Below are 19,996 nucleotides of genomic sequence, written 5' to 3' on the forward strand. Positions count from 1 at the left end.
GGCCAACCGGTCTCACCTTCAGCCTTAGGCCTAACCGGTGGCCGGGCGGCCATACCATCACGGCTCGCCTGGCCTCGCGCACTGACCACGCCCTTCTATCGGCGGCCGTGAATGACCAAGGCGAGCAGATAGCCAATCGCGCCGGCCAAGATGGCAAGACCTAAAGGTGACTCCTGCGCGTGCGGCCTTAACGCCTCGTTGCCGCGCTGGTACACCCGCTGCGCGTCTGGATAGCGCTCGCGAGCCTTGTCGAACGCATCGCCCGCGAATTCCCGCGCTTGCTCGGCCGCATCGCTGAGCGTGTCCTTGGCCTGCCCGTACAGGTTCTGAGCCGAGCCCTTCAGCTCGGTGACCTTAGCTTCAGCCTGGGTCTGCTTGTCCCCGGTCAGGTCGCCAGCCGCGCCCTTGACCTTGCCGCCGAGTTCTTTCGCGGCGCCTTTGACACGATCTTCGTCCATGGCTCTCCCTCCTCAGTATCCGAACGGATTGGGGACATCGGGCCAACAACGCGCCAGGAGCGCCTTTCGTCTCGACGGTAAGACCACGCAGTCGGCGATGCAGCGGAACCGTATGAGGTACTTATGGTTCCTCCTCATCGAGAGTGCCTCGGAGGAGCGGCCCAATGCCGAACGGTGCTCAGAATGATCAGGGGCGCGCGGCCGATCCAGGTTTTGGCGAAGCGCAAAGCTTTGCCAACGCGCTGCGCGATCAAACTCAGGGCTATGTCGAGAAGCGCAAGACCGACGCGGCACGCCTAGTGTCGGACATCGGCAGTGCCATCCGCGACACGGGTGCCAGCTTCAATAGCCTGCCGCAGTTGAAGGAGTTCTTCGATCAGGCCGCACTCGGCGTCGATGTGCTGGCCGAGGACATCTCGCGCCGCAGTTTCAACGAAATGTACGACGAGGTCCACGCTGCGGTTCGACGCCGGCCCGCTCTGGCGACAGCGGCGGCTGTTGCTGCCGGCTTCGCGCTTTTCCGCATTTTCAATGCATCCAAGCTTCGGGCGATCCCGCGCTCTCATGCAGTCGTGCCAGTCGACGCCTTCCCGCCGCCGGACGCATAGGGGGATAGAATGGCCGAGCCAGGATTGCGCAGCATCCCGATCCTTGTCGGCGATGCGGTCCGCGAGCTGCGGGATCTCGTCGGCGGCGAGATCGCCCTGTTCCGTACCGAAATAGCGCAGGGCGTTCACCGGATCAGCCTCGGTCTCAGCCTGTTGATCGTAGCGGCCGTGTTCGCCATCGCAGGCCTGTTCACGCTGCTCCTAGCCCTGGTGAAAGGCATCGCCGTCCTCATGCAATCGGATGCGCTCGCCGCGCTGATCGTGGGTGGCGTCTTCCTCCTTCTTGCGATCGGTCTTGGGCTGTTCGGACGCAACAAGACGTCCCTGTCCACGCTGGAGCCGACCCGGACGGGGCGGCAGGTCAAACAGGACGCCCAGGTTCTCACGGATCGGATCGACACATGAGCGACTCGCCAGACAAACTGGAGCAGGACGTCGAGGCGAGCCGTGGGCGGCTGGACCGGACGCTGGCCGATCTGCAGGCCCGGTTCAATCGCCCTGGGATCCCACGTGACTTTGCCGAACTCCGCCGGTCAGGGCAGGCGGCAAGCGCAACCGTCGAGCGGTTTGTGGAGGATGTGCGGGTCAATCCAGTGCCGGCGCTGCTGATCGCGGCTGGCTTTGGGCTGCTCGTCTACGAGACCTTCCGAACGGCGGCGGAGCGGAGACGTCTGGTGGATATCACCGCTGGAACAGCAGTGGCGACGACGGATCGCCATCTACCGGAGAACCATCCAGACCGCATGCACGCAAGGCTTGACGACGCGCTGGAAGAAAGTTTCCCTGGCAGCGATCCGGTCTCGGTTCGGATCACAAAGTAAGCCCTTCGGGAAGCCGGCATGAAAAGCCGGGACCAGCCGTTGGGCTGCATCCCGGCTTCGCGCGCTCCCGACCGCACCGCCGCGGATAATCCTGAGATGAGTTTGAGACCGGTTCCAGGAAGCCGTGGTGTGTCGCCGGCGTCATCGCGGGCCGGTGTTTCATCCGGTTGAACGTCCGTTCGTGCATCGGTCACTCAGGGCCACAGGGAACGGGAAGCCCATGAGCACGGCCGTTTGCCCGCGCTGCGGCCTCACGGAATTCCGGACGGATCAGGAGGGGGCCGCCGATGCCGGAGCCTGGGCCGAGAAGTTCGTGCGCATGTGCGAGCACGTACACGAGCGCCGACACCTGAAGGACCTGCGGACCCACACGTGCCCCCATTGGGCCAAGGCCATGCAGGACGCCGCCGAGGCTCAAGAGAAGCGCCGGTGAGCGCCGGGGCCTTCGTCTCCTACCTCCGGGTCTCTACGGGCCGTCAGGGGCGCTCAGGGCTTGGCCTCGAGGCGCAGCGCCAGGCCGTGGCCGACTTCCTCGCCGGCGGATCCTGGCGGCACGTAGCCGAGCTCGTAGAGGTCGAGAGCGGGGCGCGGGACACGCGACCCCGCCTCGCCGACGCCCTAGCGCTCCGCCGGATCCACGGGGCGACGCTCGTGATCGCGAAGCTCGACCGCCTCTCCCGTGATGCCGCCTTCCTGCTGAACCTGCAGAAGGCCGGCGTGCGCTTCGTGGCGGCCGACATGCCCGAGGCGAACGAGCTGGTGGTCGGCATCATGGCCGTCGTCGCGCAGGCCGAGCGGAAGATGATCTCGTCACGCACCAAGGCGGCGCTGGCAGCCGCTGGCGCGATGGCTGGGGCAGGCGGATCCGGATAGCTGCGGAGGCTGACATCCTTGGACGAGCTCGCCGGACTTGGGTGGTGTTGGCTGCAGCCCATCGGGACCACGACACCGCGAACAACGCCGACGCCAACCTCGCGGCCTTCTGCCAGCGCTGCCACATGATCCACGACCGGCCGGAGCATCAGCGGCGGCGTTGGCGCACCCTGTTCCGGCGGAAGGCGCACGGCGATTTGTTCGGTGGGCCTTATGCCTAATCGAGCAAGCCGACCTGAGCCGTGGTGTATGTGGCCTAAGCGACGGCGCGGTCTGACACAGCCACCATACTCTGTCCGGCCGGGACCTCGGGGCCACGAGGGGCGCTACGGATCTCCTGCGGATCCTCGTTGAGGACCGCAACCAGGGTTCGGGCACGGTGCATCCACAGATCGCGCTCGGCCCGCAACCGGTCGCATGCGACGTGGATCTCAGCCATGGCGACGCGCAGCTCGTCCACCGTACCTCGAAGCTCCATTGTCCGGCCGCGCTCGTCCGCTAAGGCAGCCTTCAAGATCGCCAGGGCAGCAACGGGAACGGCGCCTTTCTGGTCCGGGCTCGTGCTATCCCGTCCGGCTCTTGCCACCGCCTCAGGCCTGAGGCGCGCCAACTCCTCGCGCAGCTGCGACACATCGAGCGACCGCGGGGCGGGAGCGTCGAGGGCCGGAGCGTCGATAGGACCGCCAAGTGCCTCCTCCTCCAGTACGAGATCGTGCAGCATCGTGAACACCGCATCCGCGTCCAGACGCTTGAGCTCGAACCCACTCTCCACCGCCAGCTCATTCCACAGCGCCTGACCGCGTGCCGACTGCCCGACGAAGGCCATCGACCAGTTCACGAAGCCGCGCACCTTAATCGGGCCACCCTCCAACACCGTCACGTCGCCGTGGCGAGGGTCGCGCTGGATGCGCTCGAACGTCTCCTCGACGCCCTTCTGCGGCCCTTCCAGCACCTGCGCGAAGGCGCCGCCGTTGAACATCAGCGCGCCGGTGACTCCCACGCGCTCGTTGTTCCGGCGCGATGCTGTCAGGATGTGTTCAACGGCAGCCTCAGCCTCAGTCCCTGTCAGGAGGTTCCTGCTGGCATAGACGAGGCGATACAGCATGCTCATGGTCAAGATCCGAGGATGGTCCATTAAATAGGAGAGGTCTGGTCAATGGAGCACATAAAGCAACAAATTATCAGTCACCATGCCTACATTAAACAGTCTGAACATGCTGTATCGGTTATTGTCATTACACGCTTCTATGTAAAAGTCGACATGCGGCGCATATGATCTTGGCATAAATTGAAGCGCGCGGCGAATTCCGCCGGTGGCATTGGGCGGCCAAACAGATAACCCTGCGCCTCTTGGCAGCCCTTCGCGAGTAGACGCCGGCGCTGCTCCTCGGTTTCAACACCCTCGGCGATTACCTCCAGCCCGAAGCTGCGGCTGAGATCGATCACCGCCCGCACGATGGCTGCGTCGTGCCGGTCCTCACACAGGCCGTTCACGAAGCCGCGGTCGATCTTCAATCGGGTCAACGGGAAGCGCTTGAGCAAGCTGAGCGAGGCGTAGCCGGTGCCGTAGTCGTCGAACGCGATGCCCACGTCCATGGCGCGCAGGGCCTGCAGGGCGGCGAGCACCTCCGGATCGTGACGCAGAATGATCGTCTCGGTGATCTCCAACTCCAGGGCGTGGGCCGGCAGCCCGGTCTCGGCGAGCGCGGCTGCGACTCGCTCGACCAAACCGCCGCCTCGGAACTGGGCCGCGCAGAGATTTACCCCGATCCGGAACGGATGTACGCCATCTTGCCGCCAAGCCTGTGCTTGGGCGCAGGCGGTGTGCAGCACCCAGTCGCCGACCCGGGCCGCGTCCGGACCGTTGTCGAGCACCTCCAGGAACGCGGCCGGCATGAGCAAGCCGAGTTCAGGATGTTGCCACCGGATCAGGGCCTCGGCGCCCATGAGTGCCCCGTCGGACAGGCTTACCTGCGGTTGATAGTGCAGCACGAACTCACCCAGCTCGAAGGCGCGGCGCAGCCCGTCGCGGCATGCCCGCTCGCGCTGTGCGACTTCGCGCAAGTCCGGCGTGAACAGGTAGGCACGCCCGCGTCCATCCATCTTCGCGCGGTAAAGGGCGGCATCGGCGCAAGCCAGCAGTTCGTCTTCTCGCACCCCATGGGCGGGACTTAGCGCCACGCCGACGCTGGCGCCGAGTCGCAAGATGGTTTCCTCGACGCGGTACGGCTCGGAGAGGGCATCGATCGCCGCTTTGGCCGTGGCATCCGCCACCAAGGGATCACCGACGCCGGGCAGCACGACCGCGAACTCGTCGCCGCCATAGCGGGCTGCGACGCCCGTGGTCCCGACACAGGCGCGAAGGCGCTGGGCCGCCAGCCGAAGCACGGCATCGCCTACGGCATGACCGTGCGCGTCGTTGACCTCTTTGAAGCCGTCGAGGTCGAGCATCAGCACCGCCGCCGGGCGATCCTCCAGGATCGCAGCCTCGATCCGGCCGCGCAGGACGGCTCGGTTCGGTAGCTCGGTCAGGGCATCGAGATGCGCGAGACGGAACAGGCGTTCCTCGACCATGTGGCGCTGGCTGACGTCGCGCGCGATCACCCCGAAGGCTGCGTGGCCGTTCTCGGCCCAGGTGCACAAGGACAGCTCGACGGGGAACTCGCGGCCGTCCTTGTGCCGGCCGATGAGTTCGACAGTGCGGCCGAGAAGCCGCGTCGCCGCCCCGCGCGCGATCCGGCACAGGTCACCCTCGTGGCCGCCGCGCATTCGCTCGGGCACCAGGATGGCGAGGGGCTGGCCCAGAGCCTCGGCGACCGTATGCCCGAACAAGCGCTCGGCGGCCGTGCTCCAGAAGCTCACCCGCCCGTGCGCGTCCGCGCAGATGATGGCGTCCGACGAGGTGTCGGCGATATGCTCGAAGCGCGACTGCGTCGCGCGCCGGGCCGCCTCGACGCGGCGCAGCTCCAGCCGGTCGAGTACGAGACGGGCGAGGTCGGCGAGGATACGCCTGTCTCGGCCCGTGAAAGCGCGTCGCGGCTTGGGACCGGCGAGGCAGAGCGTACCGATGGCATGGCCGTCCCCGGTGCGGAGCGGCACGCCGGCGTAGAAGCGGATGAACGGGGCGCCGGTGACCAGCGGATTGTCGCGGAACCGCGGATCCTGGGATGCGTCGAGCACGACGAAAATGTCGGTCTGCGCGATGGTCCGGGCGCAGAAGGCGATGTCACGGTCGGTCTCGCACAAGCTCAGGCCGACCTTGGCGTGGAAGACCTGCCGATCGCGATCGACAAAGGAAACGAAGGCAGCTGGCGCGCCGAGCAGGCGGGCGGCGAGTTCGACGATGTGGGCGAGCGACGGGTCTGGCTCGGCATCGAGGATCTCGTGCTCGGCCAGCGCCTGCAGCCGAGCCTCCTCGTCAGTCTGCACATGTGAAGGTGGCACGGGAGGGCTCCGGATCGAACGGGTGAGCGCGGCCGAGTCAGCGGATGGGGTCGCCTTCCATGTCGGGCGCTGCGCCGACATTCGGATCGGGGTAGGCGCGGGCGAGGGCGGCGAGCCGCTCAACCGTGGCGAGGCAATCGCGCAGATCATCGCTCGCGCCGATCCGCGCGAGTTCATGGCGCAGCGTCCTCGCCAGTGTCTCCAACGACAGGCCCAAGCTGCGGATCTGCGGCCCACGCGGGCCAGCGACGCCTTGCTCGACCATCTCAGTCAGAGACGCGCTCAGCCGACGAGCGCCTTCAGGGTTGATCCGAGGGCTGATCGGGAAGATCTCGGCCATGACCGCCTTACGCTGCCCGAACGGTGGCGAGGAAGCGGCCGACCTCGGCTGCGAGGTGCTCGGACTGGCGCGACAGCTCCGAGGCCGCACCCAGTACCTGGCTGGCTGCTGCGCCCGTGTCCTCGGCCGCACTCGCGACACCCGCGATGTTGTGTGTCACCTCGCCGGTGCCCATCGCGGCCTGGCTGACGTTGCGCACGATCTCCTGGGTGGCAGCGCCCTGCTCCTCCACGCCAGCTGCGATCGAGGTCGCCACACCGCTGATCTCGCGGATCCGCCCAGTGATACCGGCGATCGCCGTGACCGCCTGACCGGTCGAGGCCTGGACCTGAGCGATCTGTCCGGAGATCTCATGTGTGGCCTTCGCGGTCTGCTCGGCCAGGGCCTTCACCTCGGAGGCGACCACGGCGAAGCCCTTACCAGCCGTTCCCGCGCGCGCCGCCTCGATCGTAGCGTTGAGCGCCAGCAGGTTGGTCTGCCCGGCGATGGTCGAGATCAGCCCGACTACGTCGCCGATACGCGCGACCGCGGCGCTCAGCTCCTGCACCAGAACACCGGCCTGGTCGGCTTCGCTTACCGCGAGGTGCGCGAGGCTCGCCGATCCATCCACCTGGCGTCCGATCTCCTGAACCGACGATCCGAGCTGCTCGGCGGCGGCGGCGACGGTGTTGACGTTGGCGGCGGCCTCTTCGGCTGCGGCGGCCACCGCGCCGGACTGGGCGGAAGTCTCACCCGCCATCGCCGACATCGAGCCGGCCGTGGCCTGCAGCTCGGTCGCAGAGGACGACACCATGCCGATGATGCCGCCGACCGCGGCCTCGAAGCCGTCGGCCATCTGGCGCATCCCGGCCTTGCGCTGCTCCTCGGCGGCCAGTCGCGCCTGCGCGGTCTCAGCCTCCAGCTGGCGGGTGCGGATCAGATTGTCCTTGAACACCTGCACGGCGGCCGCCATTGCGCCGATCTCATCGCGGCGCGCACGGTACGGCACCTCGGCTTCTGCATTGCCGCCGGCGACCACATCCATCGCCTGGGTCATGGTCTGGATCGGACGCGAGACGCGCAGCAGGCCAAAGGCGGCGGCGGCGCAAGCGGCGGCGAGCGCTAGTGTCACGGCGACGTAGGTGGCCAGTGAGGCGGCATCGGCTTCAGACATGGCTGCATCGGCATCCCGGCGAGCCCCCTGCTCGTTCAGGGTGACGTCGCGCGAGAGATTGGCGCGGGCCTCGTCATAGAGGTTTGCAGTCTCGGGTGCGCTCATCAGCTTGAGAGCAGCCGGCTGCTGACCGGCCTCCATCAGGCGCCGCATCTCGGCATCTGCCTGCTCGAAGCGTCCCCAGGCAGAAGCAAAGGCATCATAGAGCACGCGCTCCTCCTTTGAGGAGATCAGTGGCTCGTAGGTCCTTCGCGCCTGAGCAAGCTTCTCGTGGGTTGTGACGAGCTTGGCCCCGTTCTCGGTCAGATGAGCTGGCGTATCGGACAATATGAGCAGACGCAGCTGCTTGATCCGGACCTCGGAGGCTAGCTCTCGCATTTGACCGACAGCGACGACGGACGGCAGCCAGTTCGCCGCGACCTCGGTGACGGAGTGTCGGATCCCTGCGAGCTTGAAGATCGAGAGTGCGCCCTGGCCGGCGGCGATGAGGGCGAGCAGGCCGAAGGCGGCCGAGAGTGCCGCCTTGAGGGAGAGGTGCAGGCGCATGGTTCATGCTTCTCGCAGAAATATAGATAGTCCTCGCTCTGCAGTCAGCGGCGAGATTGACAACAATATTGAGTGACTTCGTTAATTGATGGTTTATTTCCTTCTATATCGAACTAGCTGGACAACATAGGTCTTCAAATAGACGCTAAACCACATCAAATGACTGTTTTTTACATCTGCCGCATCAAGATGCAACCCCTAATTGCGCGTTTACTCGCGGAATAAGGCCTATCACCTCGTCGTCGACAACTGCGTCATTTGATAACTTTCCGACGTATCGCTCAGGATGGAATGTGAGATCTGACGGAACGCTGCACCTTCCCACATCTGCGGATGCCACGATCCTCCGATCGACTGCCTTGCCGCAAAAGCACAGGCCAATACGGAAAAGGACCATCGGATCTGTTCGTCAGACCGTCCGCCCGCAGACCGTCACTGCATGGCTCGACCGCCTCCACCACCCGCGCGGATTCTTGCACGGTCTGATCGGTCGGGGTCGCCCGCCGCTTGTCGGCAGCCCTTTTTCGGCTCCGTTTTCCCCGATTCTGACAGGACTAGAACTTCAGTAGGCGTGCGCTGCGGGGATTTGCACCCTCCCCCCTGAGGGACGGATCCCTTCCGGGCCAAGCGCAGCCAGGCAGTCCACTCAGCCGAGACGATCCGAACGATGTTCGGCAGGTTGCGAAAGCCGGTGACAGGGCGCTCCTCGACCGTGACCAAACCGAGCTTGCGAGCCTCCCGGATGGCGTTGCGCACCGTGGTCTCGGACACGCCGACGATCGCCGCGATGTGCCCGACCGCCAGCCGGCAGTCGCCCCGGCGCGCGGTCTCGGCAGCGACCAGGGCGAGCACGCCTTGCTCGGCGTGGGTGAACTTGGCGGCGAGACCGAGCGGCATGCGACCAGAGGCTGCCCAGCGGCGGCGGCGCTCCATCGAGGCGCCCGTGCGTGGCCGGGAGCCGACGCCGAGCCTCCTGGGGCTTCCCACGCATTTTTGCGCGGGCAGGTTGATCGAATGCTTGGCTGTTCCCCCTGAGTTCGGGCTCTGTCCGGATCGCGGTCCATTTTTGGACAGCGTTCGCGTTTCGATCAGCCCAGACAGAGCTTCGGCCTCGGCCTCCGTGACCTTCCCCTCCCCATAGGCGCGCCACAGCAGCGCCGTGACGGATGGCAGGGTGATTCGGTCGGCCGCCTCGATCGCGCGGCGGATCTCGTCTGCGAACACGTGTCTCGGCCCCGTGAAAGGGCCGCAACAGGTCGTTCCGGGCCGCCACGGGGGCGTCCGGTCCACAAGGCAAAGCCTCATCGTTGCGGGAATTGGCGTTCCCGCTTGACGCCCGGGGGCGTCTCATGGCTTGTGAGGGGTAGCGATACCGGCCTCACAGGCCCTTTTGATTTCGACGGCCCTCCAGTTTGGCGACTGGGGGGCCGTTGGCTTTTCAGGGGTCGACTTGCGGCGGCGGTGTCTCCTGATGGTGCCGGCGACTCGCGCGAGGCGCGCGCCAGCCGGACATGGCATGTCGGCCGGGCGGCACGGTTAAGTCAACGTCAGGGAATGATCAGCGCGACCATGCCGGCAGGACCTTCGACCCTCGCGGACCTGCGCAAGGCAGGTATCATCACAAGTCAGGAGATCGTCGCGGCGATCGACGTCTACCTGCGGGATCCGGCGGCTGGGCCCTATCGCTTCCCGAGCGGGCACAGCATCGACATCGCAGCGCTCGTCGCTCTCAAGCTCAGTCGCGAGGAGATCAGAGACCGGGCTGGCCCGCAGGATAAGACATTCCGGACGGCCGTGGCGGCGGTCGTCATGGGGGCGCAGCCGACCCCACCGTAACCCTCGCTCGGCCCCGCCCCGATCTGCTCACGGGGCGGGGGAGCGTTGATATTACGGACCACGCTCAGTGGATCCTGGCGCTCCGCGGCCGTTTCGGAGCTGGCGGATCGTCCTGCAGCGAAGTCGCGAGCTGGCAACCGACCTCATGCAAGAGGGCATCGATCAGCAGACGGAGATGAACCGACTTGTCCGCCTCCAGGGTGCGGATCAGCTCGCAGGCTTCGATCGCGCGATCAGCGATGCGTTCCAGAACAGCACCCGGCGCCTCGTAGGCCGCGACGAAGCTTGCTGGCCCATCGATCTGTCCATCGGTCCGGCTGTCGGTGATGTCGATGACGATCCCGCGCCCACGCATCCGACTATCTGTGTCCTTTTGGAAATGACCACGTGCCAACACCCAACGGACGGTGTCAGGTACGGGCACGATGCGATGCTCCCACACGAACAGACCACCTTCCTGGCGCACGTGACGCTGGGGGCTTGGATCCGCTCGCAGGTCATCCGGATGGAAGCGTGTGCTGAGATGCGCCCACGAAAGCCCTTGCTCTGCCTCATCCTCGGACAGCCCGTACATCGCAGCCATGACCGCATCGCCACGGATGCGGTCGGAGAAAACATCATCCTCCCATATGCCGATGTTGAGGGTCGTTAGCGGTAGTGAGGCTGAAGATAGAGCGTTCTGCGACGACCGACGCGGCATTGAGTACCTATGCCATTTACGACCATGGGAGCTGCATTTTCACAACTTTCCGTAGCATCGCAACTGGGGTACTCAATCAGAGGATCGTGAATACCACGGGGCATGATGGGCGAGGGCGACACAAAGAGCGGCCGCGACATCCGCCTCCCTTCGGGGGAGCAGGCCGCTGCGACACGTGAGCGCGAGCACAAGCTGCGGACGTTAAAGCGCCTCGCGGACGTCCTTGGCAGACCGGTCGAGGATTTCTTCAAGCCCGACTCCGATGGCAATGCTGTCGGGAGCAAAGTGGACGAAGAGGAGCGAAAGTAAGGGCCGCTGCCGGGTCGTGCTTGCACCTTCTCCGGGATCTCGGCAACTAACCCGGCATGATCCGATCCAAGCTTGTTGCCCGCATCGCGGAGCAGAACCCGCACCTCTACGCCAAGGATGCCGAGGCGGTAGTCGACGCCATCCTCAACCGGATCACCGACGCGCTGGCGGACGGTACCCGCGTCGAACTGCGCGACTTCGGTACTTTGCCCGTACCGGCCGCGAACACGTAGCTGTGCACCTCACGCAGTCGCTCGCGTTGTGCGACGGGGAGGGTGATCAGGTCTCCCATGACAGCGCTTCCGTCAGGATCCGCGAGCCTACCGTACGCTGTGTGACTGTCGGCGGATAGCTGGAGCTGGATCTGATCTGTGTAAGTGTACGCGGGCTCAACACAGTGCAGTCTGCCCAACTCCGGGTGCGGGTGGTCAGGCGCATGCAATCTCCTGCCGAGACGGTTCTACCCTCCTTGCTCATGGTCGAGCTCATCGGCCTACTGGGCGACTTTCCACCCGACCAGAACCGGCGGCGGGCCGAGGTGCTCGGCATCCGCTTGGCGGACTTGGAACACCGTGCGCGTTCGCAAGAAACAACGCCCGAGACGGTGGCGGCGATCCGAGGCGCGCGCGTGCTGCTGGATCTGGCGGAGCTGCCGCCACTGCCGCCGTCGGGCACAAACACGTGACGGCCGATCTCGCGCCGACCAACCTGCACACCCTGGCGATAAGCTCGGAGGCGACGGAGCGACTGCTTGGTCGCCGAGCTCCGGACGGAACGCTCGTGCTGGTCGATCCGGCCCTCATCAAGGCCGCTATTGAGGTTGGACGAGAGCAGGTGGCCAGCGTCAGGACGATGCTGGCGGAAGTGCCGCACGGCCTGGCGGACCCGTGGCGAGGATCCGTCGACAGCCTCGTCGCTGCAGTGGCCGAGGTCGACGATCTGCTCGACATGCTCCGGAAGGTGCTCTTCCTGGCGGGTGGTTGAACACGTCGAACTCATCTCACGCTCCTCCCGGCTGCGGCGGCAGCCCAGCTCACGCCGCGGTGATGGCGGTCTCACGTGCGTCGGCCCGGTCGGGCCGGACGCGCGAAGTGTACCTTGATCCCCTGATCGAGAAGGATCGCACCGAAACCCAAACGCATGTGGTAGTCGGGTGGGGCGACATAGATGTGGTCGCGCTCAATGATCTCCCCGTGCCGCCCGAAGGTGGCCGGAAGACTGGCGCGTTGGCTAAGGACTTCGAGAAGGACGCTCGGGTTTACCCCAATGTGCTGCACGACGAACACGGAGACGCGGAAGTTTGACGGCAAAGCCTCGACGATCCGCTTAAGCGGTTTGCGGCCGCTAGCAGAGCTGGCAATGACGACGATGGCGCCCATTTCCTTGCTACAATCAACCGGGCAAGCGCAGCTCAGTCACGCCTGGCCGAATGTCCGAGCTACTCGGCAGCTTCGGCTGCCTTCCGCTCCGGCGCCTTATCGATGACGATGAGCACAGAGGCGGTGAGTATGTTCATGCCAGCTTCGTCGCGAACCTCGGCACGGTACTGAGCAGCGGGCCGTCCCTTATGCTCGGACCCGAGCATGTCGGCCAAAGTCTTGCGGACAACCTCCCGCACAGCAGCCTCGTCCGGCAACTCCTGGCCGACGTCATCTATGGCGACAATGCTGTCGAAAGTGTCGATGAAGAAACGGGGCATCAGGCCCTCCGCGTCGCAGGCGGGAGCGCTCGCCTCACCCAGCCGTCAGCGCCTACGGTCGATCAGCCAACGATGCCTTTCTGTGCCGTGTCCGACCGAGAGGCGCCACAACACACATTTGATTTGCAAGCCACATGACTGCGCAGGCTGAATAGATTGAGGCAGCAACCCAGAACCGAGCGATAGCAGTTAAAATGACCCACATATGTAATAAATCGGAACTTGATTTGGGTTGGGGATTTGCCCCGCACATACAGCTGTTCGGTCTCGGACCGACGTCCGACTGATGGCGGAAGGAAGCCTCACGGTTCCTCGTTCTCAGCGCGGCCGAGCCGCGAGAGAGCACGAATGTCCAACCCGCTGATCATGAAGCTCGAATACGGAGCGCGTCTCACCGACGAGGACCGTGCCGTCCTACACGACCTCATCAGAAGAACTCGTCGCGTCGCGCGGCGTACGGACATCAGCCCCGAAGGCGAGCGGCCAGAGAACGTGCACCTCGTCGTGGAAGGCTTCGCCTGCCGCTACAAAACCCTGACCGATGGGCGGCGCCAGATCATGGCGTTCCTGGTACCGGGCGACTTCTGCGACCTGCACGTGGCTATCCTCGGCGAGATGGACCACAGCATCGGCACCAGCTGGGGCTGCACCATCGTGGATATCCCGCGCTCGGTCATCATGCATCTAACGGCTCACCACCCCCGCATCACGCGAGCGCTCTGGTGGGCGACCCTGGTCGATGAGGGCACGCTGCGGGCGTGGCTCGTCAACATGGGGCAACACGAAGCCAACCGGCAGATGGCGCATCTCGTCTGCGAGTTGCTCGTGCGCTTGCGAGTCGTAGGCTTGGTGAGCGAGGATAGTTTCGAATTTCCAATGACCCAGGACGATCTTGCTGACGCGTTGGGTATCACCAGCGTGCACGTGAACCGGGTCCTTCAAGATCTGCGAGGTCAGGGCCTGCTCGAATGGAAGAGCAAGCGCCTGCGCATTCCCAACGCTTCGCGATTGATGGACTTCGCCGAGTTTGATCCGAAGTATCTCCACCTGAACCCACGCGACGATGACGAACGTAGTCTCTCGGGTACGTCGTAGACTGGCTTCTGCGGAACGTCCCATCCTGGGCGAAGGTTCAAGGTCCACTCACCACCCCAAGCGAACCTCAGCATCAGGCTCGCTCCAGCAATTCGAGGAGCGCCACGCCGGCCGCCGTGATGACGTTGCCGCGGCCACGCCAGGGCAGGATGTCCGCCTCGAGCAACGGCTCGGCCGCCACCCCCGGCAGCACGGTCTCGGGCGCCTCGGTCTCGCGGTCCTGGTCGTTCCCGCGCATGTAGACCACCTGCGAGCCGGTGGCGTTCTCCGGCGCGGCCAGGGACGGCTCAGCGTCGGCGCCGTCCTCGTGATCGGCATCGCCGTCCATGAGGTCGAGCACGGCGATGATGCGGTCCGCCGCGTCGAGGGCGATCTGTGCCGCCTCCTCCAGGCTGGCGCGGAGCGCGGGCCCGGTCAGCGGCTCCAGATCTGGAGCGGCCGGTTTCGGACGGAGGGTGAAGGTCAAGACATCGCCCATGATGTGTCTCGGGTCACGACGAAGGGAGGGCCCGGCGGGATCCGGCCGGGGCGGTACGCACGGCGACAGAGGAGTGGGGAGCCGCTGTCAGCGGTCCCGGCGCTCGGCCTCGGCGATGTCGACGGTGCGGCCGTCGTCGACCACGGGCGGACCACGCTGCATGTCGCGCCAGAGCGAGTGCGACAGGGATTGATCCGGGTCGGGAAGGTCGCAAATTTCGCTCAGCAGCGCGTTGCGCCTGTAGTGCGAGAGAACCCGAAGCTTGACCCGGAAGCCTTCTGCCGTGAGGGCCGGTTGGCTCGCCAACTGGTGCGCTAGGGTAGCGGCGGCGTCGCCAGCGTCGGCCGCATCGGCTTCCAACCGTAGATCCTCGGCGGGTAGCACGACAGTCCAGGCAGCGATGGCTGCGGCCTCGCGGGCACGGGCCGCCTCGAACTGGTGCCCGAGCCGCAGCAGCTCAGTATCGTCGTTGGGCTTTGCGGGAGGCAGGGGCGGTTCGGAAGCGGCCTGGGGGCTCCCGACGTGCTGGCCGAGATCGGCTTTCAGATCAGCGGCGCGCTCCTTGAGGGCCTGGTGGGATTGGTCTCGGCGGAACAGGCTGGGCAGCTTGAGAGAGGGCACGGGCGGCCTTCGGGATCGCAGGATGACAGGAGGCGCGGCAGGGTGAGCGCCGCGCGGTGGCGGCAGTCAGGCGGCGTGTTCGGCCTTGGCTTGGGCGATGGCCCATGCCGGTAGGGAGCCGGCACCGGTGTAGATGGCTTCGTCTCGGTCCTCGTGGTCCGGCTCATCGCCGAAGCCCACGAAGCCATCGGGAAGAGGGGTGCCGGTGAGCGCTAGAACGGCACGCGTCAGCCCGACCGCGGCGGTGATGGCCAGGTCATTGTTGGTGTATTCGGCCTCTGCCAGGATCGCGGCGGCCAGCGCCGCGAGAGCGAGACCGTCAGTGGTGGCGGGCGGCGATAGGGCGAGAACTTCCCGGGCTGTGAGCCAGAGGCGTTGCCCAACAAGATCCGCGGCGCGCTCCTCGACGGTGCCGAACCCCGCGGTGTTGCTGATCCGGCGCCGTGCCCGGTCCTCCGCATAAGCGGCCAGCAGGCGGGCGCGGCGCTCGGCGCGCTCAGGCTGCGTCGTCCGGCAGGTTGCGGTAGCGGCGATCCACCGGGAGTCGGCGGCGCTTGGCGGGCGCGTGCGCCGCGGTAGCGCGCCGGACCGGGGCGGGCTGGCTGAAATCTGGGATGCGGACGTGCGTCATCGTTCGGGCTCCGGTGAGGGCTCGTGGGGTCGGCTTGGTGGTGAAGGGGGCGCCCCGCGGTGGGGCGCGTCAGGTCAGGCGGTGGGCGGCGCCATGCCTGAAGTCAGGGCCCAGGCGGGGTGATCGCCCTCGGGGCCGTAGAGGTCGGGGAACAACACCCACAGCCGCTGCTCAATGCGGGTGAGCAGATCGCTGCCAGTGTCCATGGCGTCGTCGCGCAAAGCGTCGTCGTAGAAGCGATCGTGGTCCCCATGCATGTCGCCGGAGACGTACTCGGCCAGCACCATGCCGATGACGGCCGCGCCGATCTCGGCCTGCGTGGCGGGCGAGAGCCGGTGCCACGCCTCGGCGGGCGTGAACGGGAGCGGCATGCGAGCCCAGAGCGCGGCGTGGTCGGGGAGCCGGGCGGTATCGTCGCCGCGGAGGGTAGGCAGGCTGTGCCCACCTTTGGCAGCAGCGGGAGCGGCCGTGGCGGCGAGGAGGCCGGCGGCGAGGGCGCGGCGGTTGATGCGGGTGGACATCGGTGCGGGCCTCAGTGAGCAGCGGCGCGGCGGGCAGCCTTAGCGATTTGTCAGGCGGCCTTGAGGGCGGAGGACATCGCCTCGCGGCGGGAGACGCCGCAGCGCTCCATGATGCCGGGGGCGGCCTTGCAGGCGGCGGCCATGATGGCGGCGCGGTCGTACTGGCCGGCGGTGGCGAGGGGGCGGGTGCGAGCGCTGAACTGGATGAGGGCGCGGGCCGAGAGCAGGCCGGCGGGGATTACCGGCTTGCTGTCGTGCAGGCTGCGGGAGAGGCGTGTCCAGGAGACGGTGCGGTGGGGCATGGCATTGATCGCTCAGTGACCGTGTGATAGTCTGAATATCACTCCATCATTCAATGATCAACTGGCGCTCAGGTGATATTTTGAAAATCACAGGCCAACAGCTTCGCGCTGCCCGCGCTATCCTGCGCTGGACCGCTCAGGATGTGGCCGACGCGGCCGGTGTCGGGGTCGCTACCGTGCGTCGAGCTGAGATGCAGGAAGGTGCCCTTGGGGTGACTGCAGCCAACGAAGCCGCAATCCGGCGCACCCTCGAAGCAGCCGGCCTGGAATTCATTCCCGAGAACGGCGGTGGTGCCGGGATCCGGTTTCGGGAGCGGAAAAACTAACATTTTGTCGGTGTGGGTAGTTGTCACACCGCATAAGCAGGAACAACGCCGACTAGGTGCGCTTCCTTCATGATTGAAAATTCTTGAGGAAGCATGTCCAAAATCTCAACTATCGTCGCCACTGCTGCGATCATTGTACTATCAACCGGCGCCTCGATTGCTGCCCCATGTAATGTGGGCACAACTACAAACATGTTGAGCTCGACCAAAGACACCAGCTCAAGTGTCGATGGTCATGCGACCGGCATGGTATCGCCCGGTGCCAAGGGCGAGTCTCCCGGCACAGTCGGAGCGATGAACAACGTTGGGGTGTCCACAAAAGATGATGGATCGAAGAAAGCCCCCGAAGGACAGCCTGTAAAGCCTGGCAGCGACAATTGCTGAGCGATAGGCACGAAGAGGGCTGCCCATGAAACCATATCTTATTCTCCCAATAGCATCTTTCCTCCTTGCAGGTGGTTCGGCCTTCGCGTCTTCATGCTCAGAAGAAGTGACGACACTGCAAAAGCGCTTGAACAGTTCCGGCGCACGCACGGTCGCTGGTGAAAGCCAAGTTGGCGCAACACCGCTCGGCACCAATAAGGCTTTGGATAAAGCTCCAACATCCATGCCAAGCAATGCGGCTGATCGTTCCTCCGCTGGAGGCGTGGAGGAAGCGCGTAGCTTGGTGGAGAAAGCAGCCGCTCAGGAAAAAGCCGGCGATGCTGAGGGTTGCCGCGATACCATCCTGAAAGCAAAGGAAATCGCTGGCGCTCTGCCGTAGAGGACAGATGTCAACGGTGTACCCCCTCGCCAGCCCAAGGTTGGATCGAGCGAGGGGAAACAAAACCGAAGGCGGATCAGATCGTCACATTCAGCCCGCGGGCGGGGTCAAAGTCAGCTTACCCTTGAACGGGTCGTTCGCATTCCGATTGCTGGTACAGGCGTACTCTTCCTGTCCAGGCTTCATCGTCCTTAGGCGTAGTATTCCCTGGCCCTTCTGCTTGATTGTATAGCCCTTCTCGCTGGCAATGTGAATAAGGTCTCCGTCGGCGTGTAGGACTAAGCCGTTCTCAAACTGACCAGGCGCTGTAATTGTGATGGGTGCGTCGGCGCTGCTTATGATGTGTAGAGAGACATTGGTGTTGGCCGGCAGAAGGATCTCTGCGGGATCACAAACTGGTTTCCCGTCTTTCATGCTGATGACCAATTCTACTGGCGGCATCGCATCGCTTGATGGCGCTTCTAACGACTTGCTCTGAGCGCAGGTGGAACTGATGAGAAGGAGGGTCGCCAGGGAAGCCGTACCAGCGAGAATACGCTGCATGATGATATGCTTTCTTTCATGATGCGCAGCTAAAAACAAAGGCTGGCATCAGCGAAAGCATTTTCGCTGACTGACGTTCCCAGACACAAGGTCGCAGAACTTAGTAATTATGGACAGAGGTTTGTGATACTGACTTATGATTGTTTTATCAATAAAATTATCTATCTAACAGGACAAAATTTGATTTAATGGTTCTTTTGGTGGTCATCGCGCCGACTATAGCTGTGGTTGGTGTTGCCGGAACCCTCAGCACCGACCAGCTCACCCTAGTATCGAAGCGCATCGCAAGTTGAGAAGTGGCCTTCCTTGGCGGTATCAGCGGAGCTGCGTAGGATATTCGCGGCGCACTCCCGCTGGTATTTACCGCGTGAGGTAGCTCGGAGAAGTCACCTGCAAGCTGTGACCGGATCGAGCGGCGGGAACAATTCGCGTCTCCGTCGTCCCCATGAGAGACGGGCCGACGCGGCCGTCAATCATTCATAGGAGCAGATTAGGGTGATCACAGGTCTGCAGCTCCTCGCAGCATGGCTTTCTATCCGCTGAGCGCCTGGAGATCTGACCCGGCATGCCAAGGTGCCTGTGAGCGTTGTGGAGCGGGCTGAAAGCAGCCCCGGCGAGCCGGCGGTCACGATCGCACATTTGAACGCCCTAATGCAGGCCCTGCAGGCTGCGGGCGCCAGCTTCCCATCTGCTGATCCTGGTGCGCAACCCAGCGAATGAAAGAGAAGGCAGCTTGGAGGCCGGGGCCCGGAGTTGAACCGGACGTGCGGAGCTTTGCAGGCTCCTGGCTGGACACTCGCCCACCTGGCCATCGCCTTTGAACCATAGCGCCTATGCAGCCTCAAGGTAGCGCGGTGAGGGATCCTCAGATGGCTGCTAAGAAGCTTAGTGAGCTCCTACCTACCATGCCCATTGGCCCAGAGCTCATCCCCGAGAATGGCGGGGGGGGGCCGGGGTCCGGTTCCGGGAGCGGAAGGGGTGAACGCGTGATCAACGGCTACATATGGCTGGTCATCGGCGTTCTGATCGCTATCGGGGTCATAGGGGCGATCGTCTACTTTATAGCCGCACGGCACGATTGACCCTGCGGTGACGGACGCGGCAAGGTCAGGCTGAGGATAGACACGACCAGGAGCGGAAGGGGTGATCACCGGTCCTCAACTCCGTGCAGCGCGCTCCTCAATCCGCTGGGACCCTAGGAAACTCGCAACGCGAGCGAAGGTACCTATCAGCGCCGTGATGCGGGCTGAGGCCAGTCCCGGTGAGCCAGCGGTCACGATCGCACAGTTGAATGCGCTGGTGCAGGCTTTGCTCTCCGCAGGCGCCAGCTTCCCACATTCTCAAGCGGACGACAGTGAGGCGCCGCCGTGACCGTCTTGTTCCGATCGCTGGAGATGGCATTCTTGGTGACATGCCAAGACGCTACATGCCCACATACAGCGTCCTGATCCGACGCTGCTCACTTCGACCGCAAGGCTTTCGGTGACTGCTGATTTCATCCGACGGTGCGCACAAGATTCACGCCCCGATCTCTTATGACACCGAGGCCGAAGCTCGGGAACGCGGGATGGCTGAACTGTAGGAACTTTTCGGAGAGAAGCGCAACACGCTCTAACCCGGCGGAGGTGCTACAGTCACCATAGCCGCGGCTGTCATAGCATTCCAGAAGGTCTTTACCTGCGTGCCATGTCCCACCTTCTGTTCCAAGAAGTCCGACAATGCCGTGACGGGTAGGGATCTCTTTGGCCATAGCTCTAGGCGGCAGGGCCGGTGAAGCGGCGATCAGGTAACGGAACCCGCACAACAAAAAGCCCGGCCTTTCGGCCGGGCTAGGTGGGGTCCCTTAGCAAGGGGACATCAAGACTGCCGCTTTGGAGAACGACCGGTCCCGATCTGGGAAATTAGAAGTCGCGCTGGACGCGGAAGCGG

The 19,996-nt window shown here is 64.6% G+C and carries 27 protein-coding genes, 1 tRNA gene and 3 pseudogenes; 14 read left to right on the forward strand and 17 right to left on the reverse strand.

Features of this window, described 5'->3' with window-relative positions:
* Positions 1-95 precede the first annotated feature (95 nt).
* Positions 96-458, reverse strand: a complete 363-nt coding sequence (locus AC3IF3_RS29275; protein WP_489231511.1) for a CsbD family protein — start codon at positions 456-458, stop codon at positions 96-98.
* Between the two features lie 164 nt (positions 459-622).
* Here AC3IF3_RS29275 and AC3IF3_RS29280 point away from each other — a divergent pair, with 164 nt between their 5' ends.
* From AC3IF3_RS29280 to AC3IF3_RS29305, 6 genes and pseudogenes are all read left to right on the forward strand, one after another.
* The gene (locus AC3IF3_RS29280) at positions 623-1,066 is read left to right on the forward strand and encodes a hypothetical protein (protein WP_489231512.1); all 444 of its coding nucleotides are present in this window, start codon (positions 623-625) and stop codon (positions 1,064-1,066) included.
* 9 nt (positions 1,067-1,075) lie between these two features.
* Positions 1,076-1,471 (forward strand): phage holin family protein, encoded by a 396-nt coding sequence (locus AC3IF3_RS29285; protein WP_489231513.1) that lies wholly within the window; start codon positions 1,076-1,078, stop codon positions 1,469-1,471.
* Positions 1,468-1,887 carry a hypothetical protein gene (locus tag AC3IF3_RS29290; protein ID WP_489231514.1) on the forward strand — a complete coding sequence of 140 codons (420 nt, stop codon included), beginning with the start codon at positions 1,468-1,470 and terminating at the stop codon, positions 1,885-1,887. The genes AC3IF3_RS29285 and AC3IF3_RS29290 overlap by 4 nt, the downstream gene beginning before the upstream one ends.
* A 220-nt stretch (positions 1,888-2,107) precedes the next feature.
* On the forward strand, positions 2,108-2,320 hold the full coding sequence (locus AC3IF3_RS29295) for a hypothetical protein (RefSeq protein ID WP_489231515.1): 213 nt from the start codon (positions 2,108-2,110) through the stop codon (positions 2,318-2,320).
* A pseudogene (locus tag AC3IF3_RS29300) lies at positions 2,317-2,733 on the forward strand (recombinase family protein); the annotation flags it as partial. The gene AC3IF3_RS29295 and the pseudogene AC3IF3_RS29300, both read left to right, overlap by 4 nt.
* Positions 2,631-2,981, forward strand: a pseudogene (locus AC3IF3_RS29305) (hypothetical protein); the annotation flags it as partial. The pseudogenes AC3IF3_RS29300 and AC3IF3_RS29305, both read left to right, overlap by 103 nt.
* A 35-nt stretch (positions 2,982-3,016) precedes the next feature.
* Here the strand turns inward: AC3IF3_RS29305 and AC3IF3_RS29310 are convergent.
* From AC3IF3_RS29310 to AC3IF3_RS29330, 5 genes are all read right to left on the reverse strand, one after another.
* On the reverse strand, positions 3,017-3,871 hold the full coding sequence (locus AC3IF3_RS29310) for a BLUF domain-containing protein (RefSeq protein WP_489231516.1): 855 nt from the start codon (positions 3,869-3,871) through the stop codon (positions 3,017-3,019).
* A gap of 134 nt (positions 3,872-4,005) precedes the next feature.
* Positions 4,006-6,285 (reverse strand): putative bifunctional diguanylate cyclase/phosphodiesterase, encoded by a 2,280-nt coding sequence (locus tag AC3IF3_RS29315; protein WP_489231517.1) that lies wholly within the window; start codon positions 6,283-6,285, stop codon positions 4,006-4,008.
* The gene (locus AC3IF3_RS29320; protein WP_489231518.1) at positions 6,242-6,544 is read right to left on the reverse strand and encodes a hypothetical protein; all 303 of its coding nucleotides are present in this window, start codon (positions 6,542-6,544) and stop codon (positions 6,242-6,244) included. The genes AC3IF3_RS29315 and AC3IF3_RS29320 overlap by 44 nt, the downstream gene beginning before the upstream one ends.
* A gap of 7 nt (positions 6,545-6,551) precedes the next feature.
* Positions 6,552-8,243, reverse strand: coding sequence for a methyl-accepting chemotaxis protein (locus tag AC3IF3_RS29325; RefSeq protein ID WP_489231519.1), 1,692 nt, complete (start codon positions 8,241-8,243; stop codon positions 6,552-6,554).
* 432 nt (positions 8,244-8,675) lie between these two features.
* Positions 8,676-9,467 carry a helix-turn-helix domain-containing protein gene (locus AC3IF3_RS29330; RefSeq protein ID WP_489231520.1) on the reverse strand — a complete coding sequence of 264 codons (792 nt, stop codon included), beginning with the start codon at positions 9,465-9,467 and terminating at the stop codon, positions 8,676-8,678.
* Positions 9,468-9,812: 345 nt separating this feature from the next.
* On the opposite strand from AC3IF3_RS29330, the gene AC3IF3_RS29335 reads away from it, so the two are divergent.
* Positions 9,813-10,079: a hypothetical protein gene (locus AC3IF3_RS29335; protein ID WP_489231521.1), complete on the forward strand. Its 267-nt coding sequence runs from the start codon at positions 9,813-9,815 to the stop codon at positions 10,077-10,079.
* A gap of 64 nt (positions 10,080-10,143) precedes the next feature.
* Here AC3IF3_RS29335 and AC3IF3_RS29340 read toward each other — a convergent pair whose 3' ends face one another.
* On the reverse strand, positions 10,144-10,662 hold the full coding sequence (locus AC3IF3_RS29340) for a PAS domain-containing protein (protein WP_489231523.1): 519 nt from the start codon (positions 10,660-10,662) through the stop codon (positions 10,144-10,146).
* 219 nt (positions 10,663-10,881) lie between these two features.
* Between AC3IF3_RS29340 and AC3IF3_RS29345 the strand changes: the two genes are divergently transcribed.
* The 4 genes and pseudogenes from AC3IF3_RS29345 (at position 10,882) to AC3IF3_RS29360 (ending at position 12,072) form a co-directional block, all read left to right on the forward strand.
* Positions 10,882-11,088 (forward strand): hypothetical protein, encoded by a 207-nt coding sequence (locus tag AC3IF3_RS29345; RefSeq protein ID WP_489231524.1) that lies wholly within the window; start codon positions 10,882-10,884, stop codon positions 11,086-11,088.
* 56 nt (positions 11,089-11,144) lie between these two features.
* Positions 11,145-11,303 (forward strand): annotated as a pseudogene (locus AC3IF3_RS29350) (HU family DNA-binding protein); the annotation flags it as partial.
* A gap of 260 nt (positions 11,304-11,563) precedes the next feature.
* Positions 11,564-11,773, forward strand: coding sequence for a hypothetical protein (locus AC3IF3_RS29355; protein ID WP_489231525.1), 210 nt, complete (start codon positions 11,564-11,566; stop codon positions 11,771-11,773).
* A complete protein-coding gene (locus tag AC3IF3_RS29360) occupies positions 11,770-12,072 on the forward strand; it encodes a hypothetical protein (RefSeq protein ID WP_489231526.1) in 303 nt (100 codons plus the stop codon). Before AC3IF3_RS29355 ends, AC3IF3_RS29360 begins: the two co-directional genes overlap by 4 nt.
* 71 nt (positions 12,073-12,143) lie before the next feature.
* On the opposite strand, the gene AC3IF3_RS29365 is transcribed toward AC3IF3_RS29360, so the two are convergent.
* Both AC3IF3_RS29365 and AC3IF3_RS29370 read right to left on the reverse strand, forming a co-directional pair.
* Positions 12,144-12,467 carry a chemotaxis protein CheB gene (locus AC3IF3_RS29365; RefSeq protein WP_489231527.1) on the reverse strand — a complete coding sequence of 108 codons (324 nt, stop codon included), beginning with the start codon at positions 12,465-12,467 and terminating at the stop codon, positions 12,144-12,146.
* 59 nt (positions 12,468-12,526) lie between these two features.
* Positions 12,527-12,787, reverse strand: a complete 261-nt coding sequence (locus tag AC3IF3_RS29370) for a DUF6894 family protein (protein ID WP_489231528.1) — start codon at positions 12,785-12,787, stop codon at positions 12,527-12,529.
* Between the two features lie 348 nt (positions 12,788-13,135).
* Here AC3IF3_RS29370 and AC3IF3_RS29375 point away from each other — a divergent pair, with 348 nt between their 5' ends.
* Positions 13,136-13,882 (forward strand): Crp/Fnr family transcriptional regulator, encoded by a 747-nt coding sequence (locus AC3IF3_RS29375; RefSeq protein ID WP_489231530.1) that lies wholly within the window; start codon positions 13,136-13,138, stop codon positions 13,880-13,882.
* A 73-nt stretch (positions 13,883-13,955) separates the two neighbouring features.
* Here the strand turns inward: AC3IF3_RS29375 and AC3IF3_RS29380 are convergent, their stop codons facing one another.
* The 5 genes from AC3IF3_RS29380 to AC3IF3_RS29400 form a co-directional block, all read right to left on the reverse strand.
* A complete protein-coding gene (locus AC3IF3_RS29380) occupies positions 13,956-14,360 on the reverse strand; it encodes a hypothetical protein (RefSeq protein ID WP_489231532.1) in 405 nt (134 codons plus the stop codon).
* Positions 14,361-14,447: 87 nt separating this feature from the next.
* Positions 14,448-14,981, reverse strand: coding sequence for a hypothetical protein (locus AC3IF3_RS29385; RefSeq protein WP_489231533.1), 534 nt, complete (start codon positions 14,979-14,981; stop codon positions 14,448-14,450).
* A gap of 496 nt (positions 14,982-15,477) precedes the next feature.
* Entirely contained in the window at positions 15,478-15,612 is a 135-nt protein-coding gene (locus AC3IF3_RS29390) for a hypothetical protein (protein WP_489231534.1), read from the reverse strand.
* Positions 15,613-15,686: 74 nt separating this feature from the next.
* Positions 15,687-16,133 carry a hypothetical protein gene (locus AC3IF3_RS29395; RefSeq protein ID WP_489231535.1) on the reverse strand — a complete coding sequence of 149 codons (447 nt, stop codon included), beginning with the start codon at positions 16,131-16,133 and terminating at the stop codon, positions 15,687-15,689.
* Between the two features lie 50 nt (positions 16,134-16,183).
* The gene (locus AC3IF3_RS29400) at positions 16,184-16,435 is read right to left on the reverse strand and encodes a hypothetical protein (RefSeq protein WP_489231536.1); all 252 of its coding nucleotides are present in this window, start codon (positions 16,433-16,435) and stop codon (positions 16,184-16,186) included.
* Between the two features lie 53 nt (positions 16,436-16,488).
* Between AC3IF3_RS29400 and AC3IF3_RS29405 the strand changes: the two genes are divergently transcribed.
* On the forward strand, positions 16,489-16,761 hold the full coding sequence (locus tag AC3IF3_RS29405) for a helix-turn-helix domain-containing protein (RefSeq protein ID WP_489231538.1): 273 nt from the start codon (positions 16,489-16,491) through the stop codon (positions 16,759-16,761).
* Between the two features lie 23 nt (positions 16,762-16,784).
* On the opposite strand, the gene AC3IF3_RS29410 is transcribed toward AC3IF3_RS29405, so the two are convergent.
* Entirely contained in the window at positions 16,785-16,976 is a 192-nt protein-coding gene (locus tag AC3IF3_RS29410) for a hypothetical protein (protein ID WP_489231539.1), read from the reverse strand.
* Positions 16,977-17,170: 194 nt separating this feature from the next.
* Here AC3IF3_RS29410 and AC3IF3_RS29415 point away from each other — a divergent pair, with 194 nt between their 5' ends.
* Positions 17,171-17,524, forward strand: coding sequence for a hypothetical protein (locus AC3IF3_RS29415; RefSeq protein WP_489231540.1), 354 nt, complete (start codon positions 17,171-17,173; stop codon positions 17,522-17,524).
* Between the two features lie 90 nt (positions 17,525-17,614).
* Here the strand turns inward: AC3IF3_RS29415 and AC3IF3_RS29420 are convergent, their stop codons facing one another.
* Together AC3IF3_RS29420 and AC3IF3_RS29425 are read right to left on the reverse strand one after the other, a co-directional pair.
* The gene (locus AC3IF3_RS29420; RefSeq protein ID WP_489231542.1) at positions 17,615-18,067 is read right to left on the reverse strand and encodes a cupredoxin domain-containing protein; all 453 of its coding nucleotides are present in this window, start codon (positions 18,065-18,067) and stop codon (positions 17,615-17,617) included.
* 734 nt (positions 18,068-18,801) lie between these two features.
* Positions 18,802-18,877: transfer RNA gene (locus AC3IF3_RS29425), tRNA-Cys, on the reverse strand.
* Between the last annotated feature and the right edge of the window lie 1,119 nt (positions 18,878-19,996).

It is taken from the genome of Methylobacterium sp. J-118 (assembly GCF_057836565.1).

Excerpts from the sequence above, each read along its gene's own strand:
- AC3IF3_RS29370 (WP_489231528.1), bottom strand. The coding sequence starts at position 12,787 with ATGCCCCGTTTCTTCATCGACACTTTCGACAGCATTGTCGCCATAGAT.
- AC3IF3_RS29290 (WP_489231514.1), top strand. The coding sequence starts at position 1,468 with ATGAGCGACTCGCCAGACAAACTGGAGCAGGACGTCGAGGCGAGCCGT.
- AC3IF3_RS29335 (WP_489231521.1), top strand. The coding sequence starts at position 9,813 with ATGCCGGCAGGACCTTCGACCCTCGCGGACCTGCGCAAGGCAGGTATC.
- AC3IF3_RS29355 (WP_489231525.1), top strand. The coding sequence starts at position 11,564 with ATGGTCGAGCTCATCGGCCTACTGGGCGACTTTCCACCCGACCAGAAC.
- AC3IF3_RS29415 (WP_489231540.1), top strand. The coding sequence starts at position 17,171 with ATGAAACCATATCTTATTCTCCCAATAGCATCTTTCCTCCTTGCAGGT.
- AC3IF3_RS29405 (WP_489231538.1), top strand. The coding sequence starts at position 16,489 with ATGATCAACTGGCGCTCAGGTGATATTTTGAAAATCACAGGCCAACAG.
- AC3IF3_RS29395 (WP_489231535.1), bottom strand. The coding sequence starts at position 16,133 with ATGTCCACCCGCATCAACCGCCGCGCCCTCGCCGCCGGCCTCCTCGCC.
- AC3IF3_RS29280 (WP_489231512.1), top strand. The coding sequence starts at position 623 with ATGCCGAACGGTGCTCAGAATGATCAGGGGCGCGCGGCCGATCCAGGT.
- AC3IF3_RS29390 (WP_489231534.1), bottom strand. The coding sequence starts at position 15,612 with ATGACGCACGTCCGCATCCCAGATTTCAGCCAGCCCGCCCCGGTCCGG.
- AC3IF3_RS29295 (WP_489231515.1), top strand. The coding sequence starts at position 2,108 with ATGAGCACGGCCGTTTGCCCGCGCTGCGGCCTCACGGAATTCCGGACG.
- AC3IF3_RS29315 (WP_489231517.1), bottom strand. The coding sequence starts at position 6,285 with ATGTCGGCGCAGCGCCCGACATGGAAGGCGACCCCATCCGCTGACTCG.
- AC3IF3_RS29310 (WP_489231516.1), bottom strand. The coding sequence starts at position 3,871 with ATGAGCATGCTGTATCGCCTCGTCTATGCCAGCAGGAACCTCCTGACA.
- AC3IF3_RS29375 (WP_489231530.1), top strand. The coding sequence starts at position 13,136 with ATGTCCAACCCGCTGATCATGAAGCTCGAATACGGAGCGCGTCTCACC.
- AC3IF3_RS29420 (WP_489231542.1), bottom strand. The coding sequence starts at position 18,067 with ATGCAGCGTATTCTCGCTGGTACGGCTTCCCTGGCGACCCTCCTTCTC.
- AC3IF3_RS29400 (WP_489231536.1), bottom strand. The coding sequence starts at position 16,435 with ATGCCCCACCGCACCGTCTCCTGGACACGCCTCTCCCGCAGCCTGCAC.
- AC3IF3_RS29365 (WP_489231527.1), bottom strand. The coding sequence starts at position 12,467 with ATGGGCGCCATCGTCGTCATTGCCAGCTCTGCTAGCGGCCGCAAACCG.
- AC3IF3_RS29345 (WP_489231524.1), top strand. The coding sequence starts at position 10,882 with ATGATGGGCGAGGGCGACACAAAGAGCGGCCGCGACATCCGCCTCCCT.
- AC3IF3_RS29325 (WP_489231519.1), bottom strand. The coding sequence starts at position 8,243 with ATGCGCCTGCACCTCTCCCTCAAGGCGGCACTCTCGGCCGCCTTCGGC.
- AC3IF3_RS29340 (WP_489231523.1), bottom strand. The coding sequence starts at position 10,662 with ATGGCTGCGATGTACGGGCTGTCCGAGGATGAGGCAGAGCAAGGGCTT.
- AC3IF3_RS29285 (WP_489231513.1), top strand. The coding sequence starts at position 1,076 with ATGGCCGAGCCAGGATTGCGCAGCATCCCGATCCTTGTCGGCGATGCG.
- AC3IF3_RS29380 (WP_489231532.1), bottom strand. The coding sequence starts at position 14,360 with ATGGGCGATGTCTTGACCTTCACCCTCCGTCCGAAACCGGCCGCTCCA.
- AC3IF3_RS29275 (WP_489231511.1), bottom strand. The coding sequence starts at position 458 with ATGGACGAAGATCGTGTCAAAGGCGCCGCGAAAGAACTCGGCGGCAAG.
- AC3IF3_RS29320 (WP_489231518.1), bottom strand. The coding sequence starts at position 6,544 with ATGGCCGAGATCTTCCCGATCAGCCCTCGGATCAACCCTGAAGGCGCT.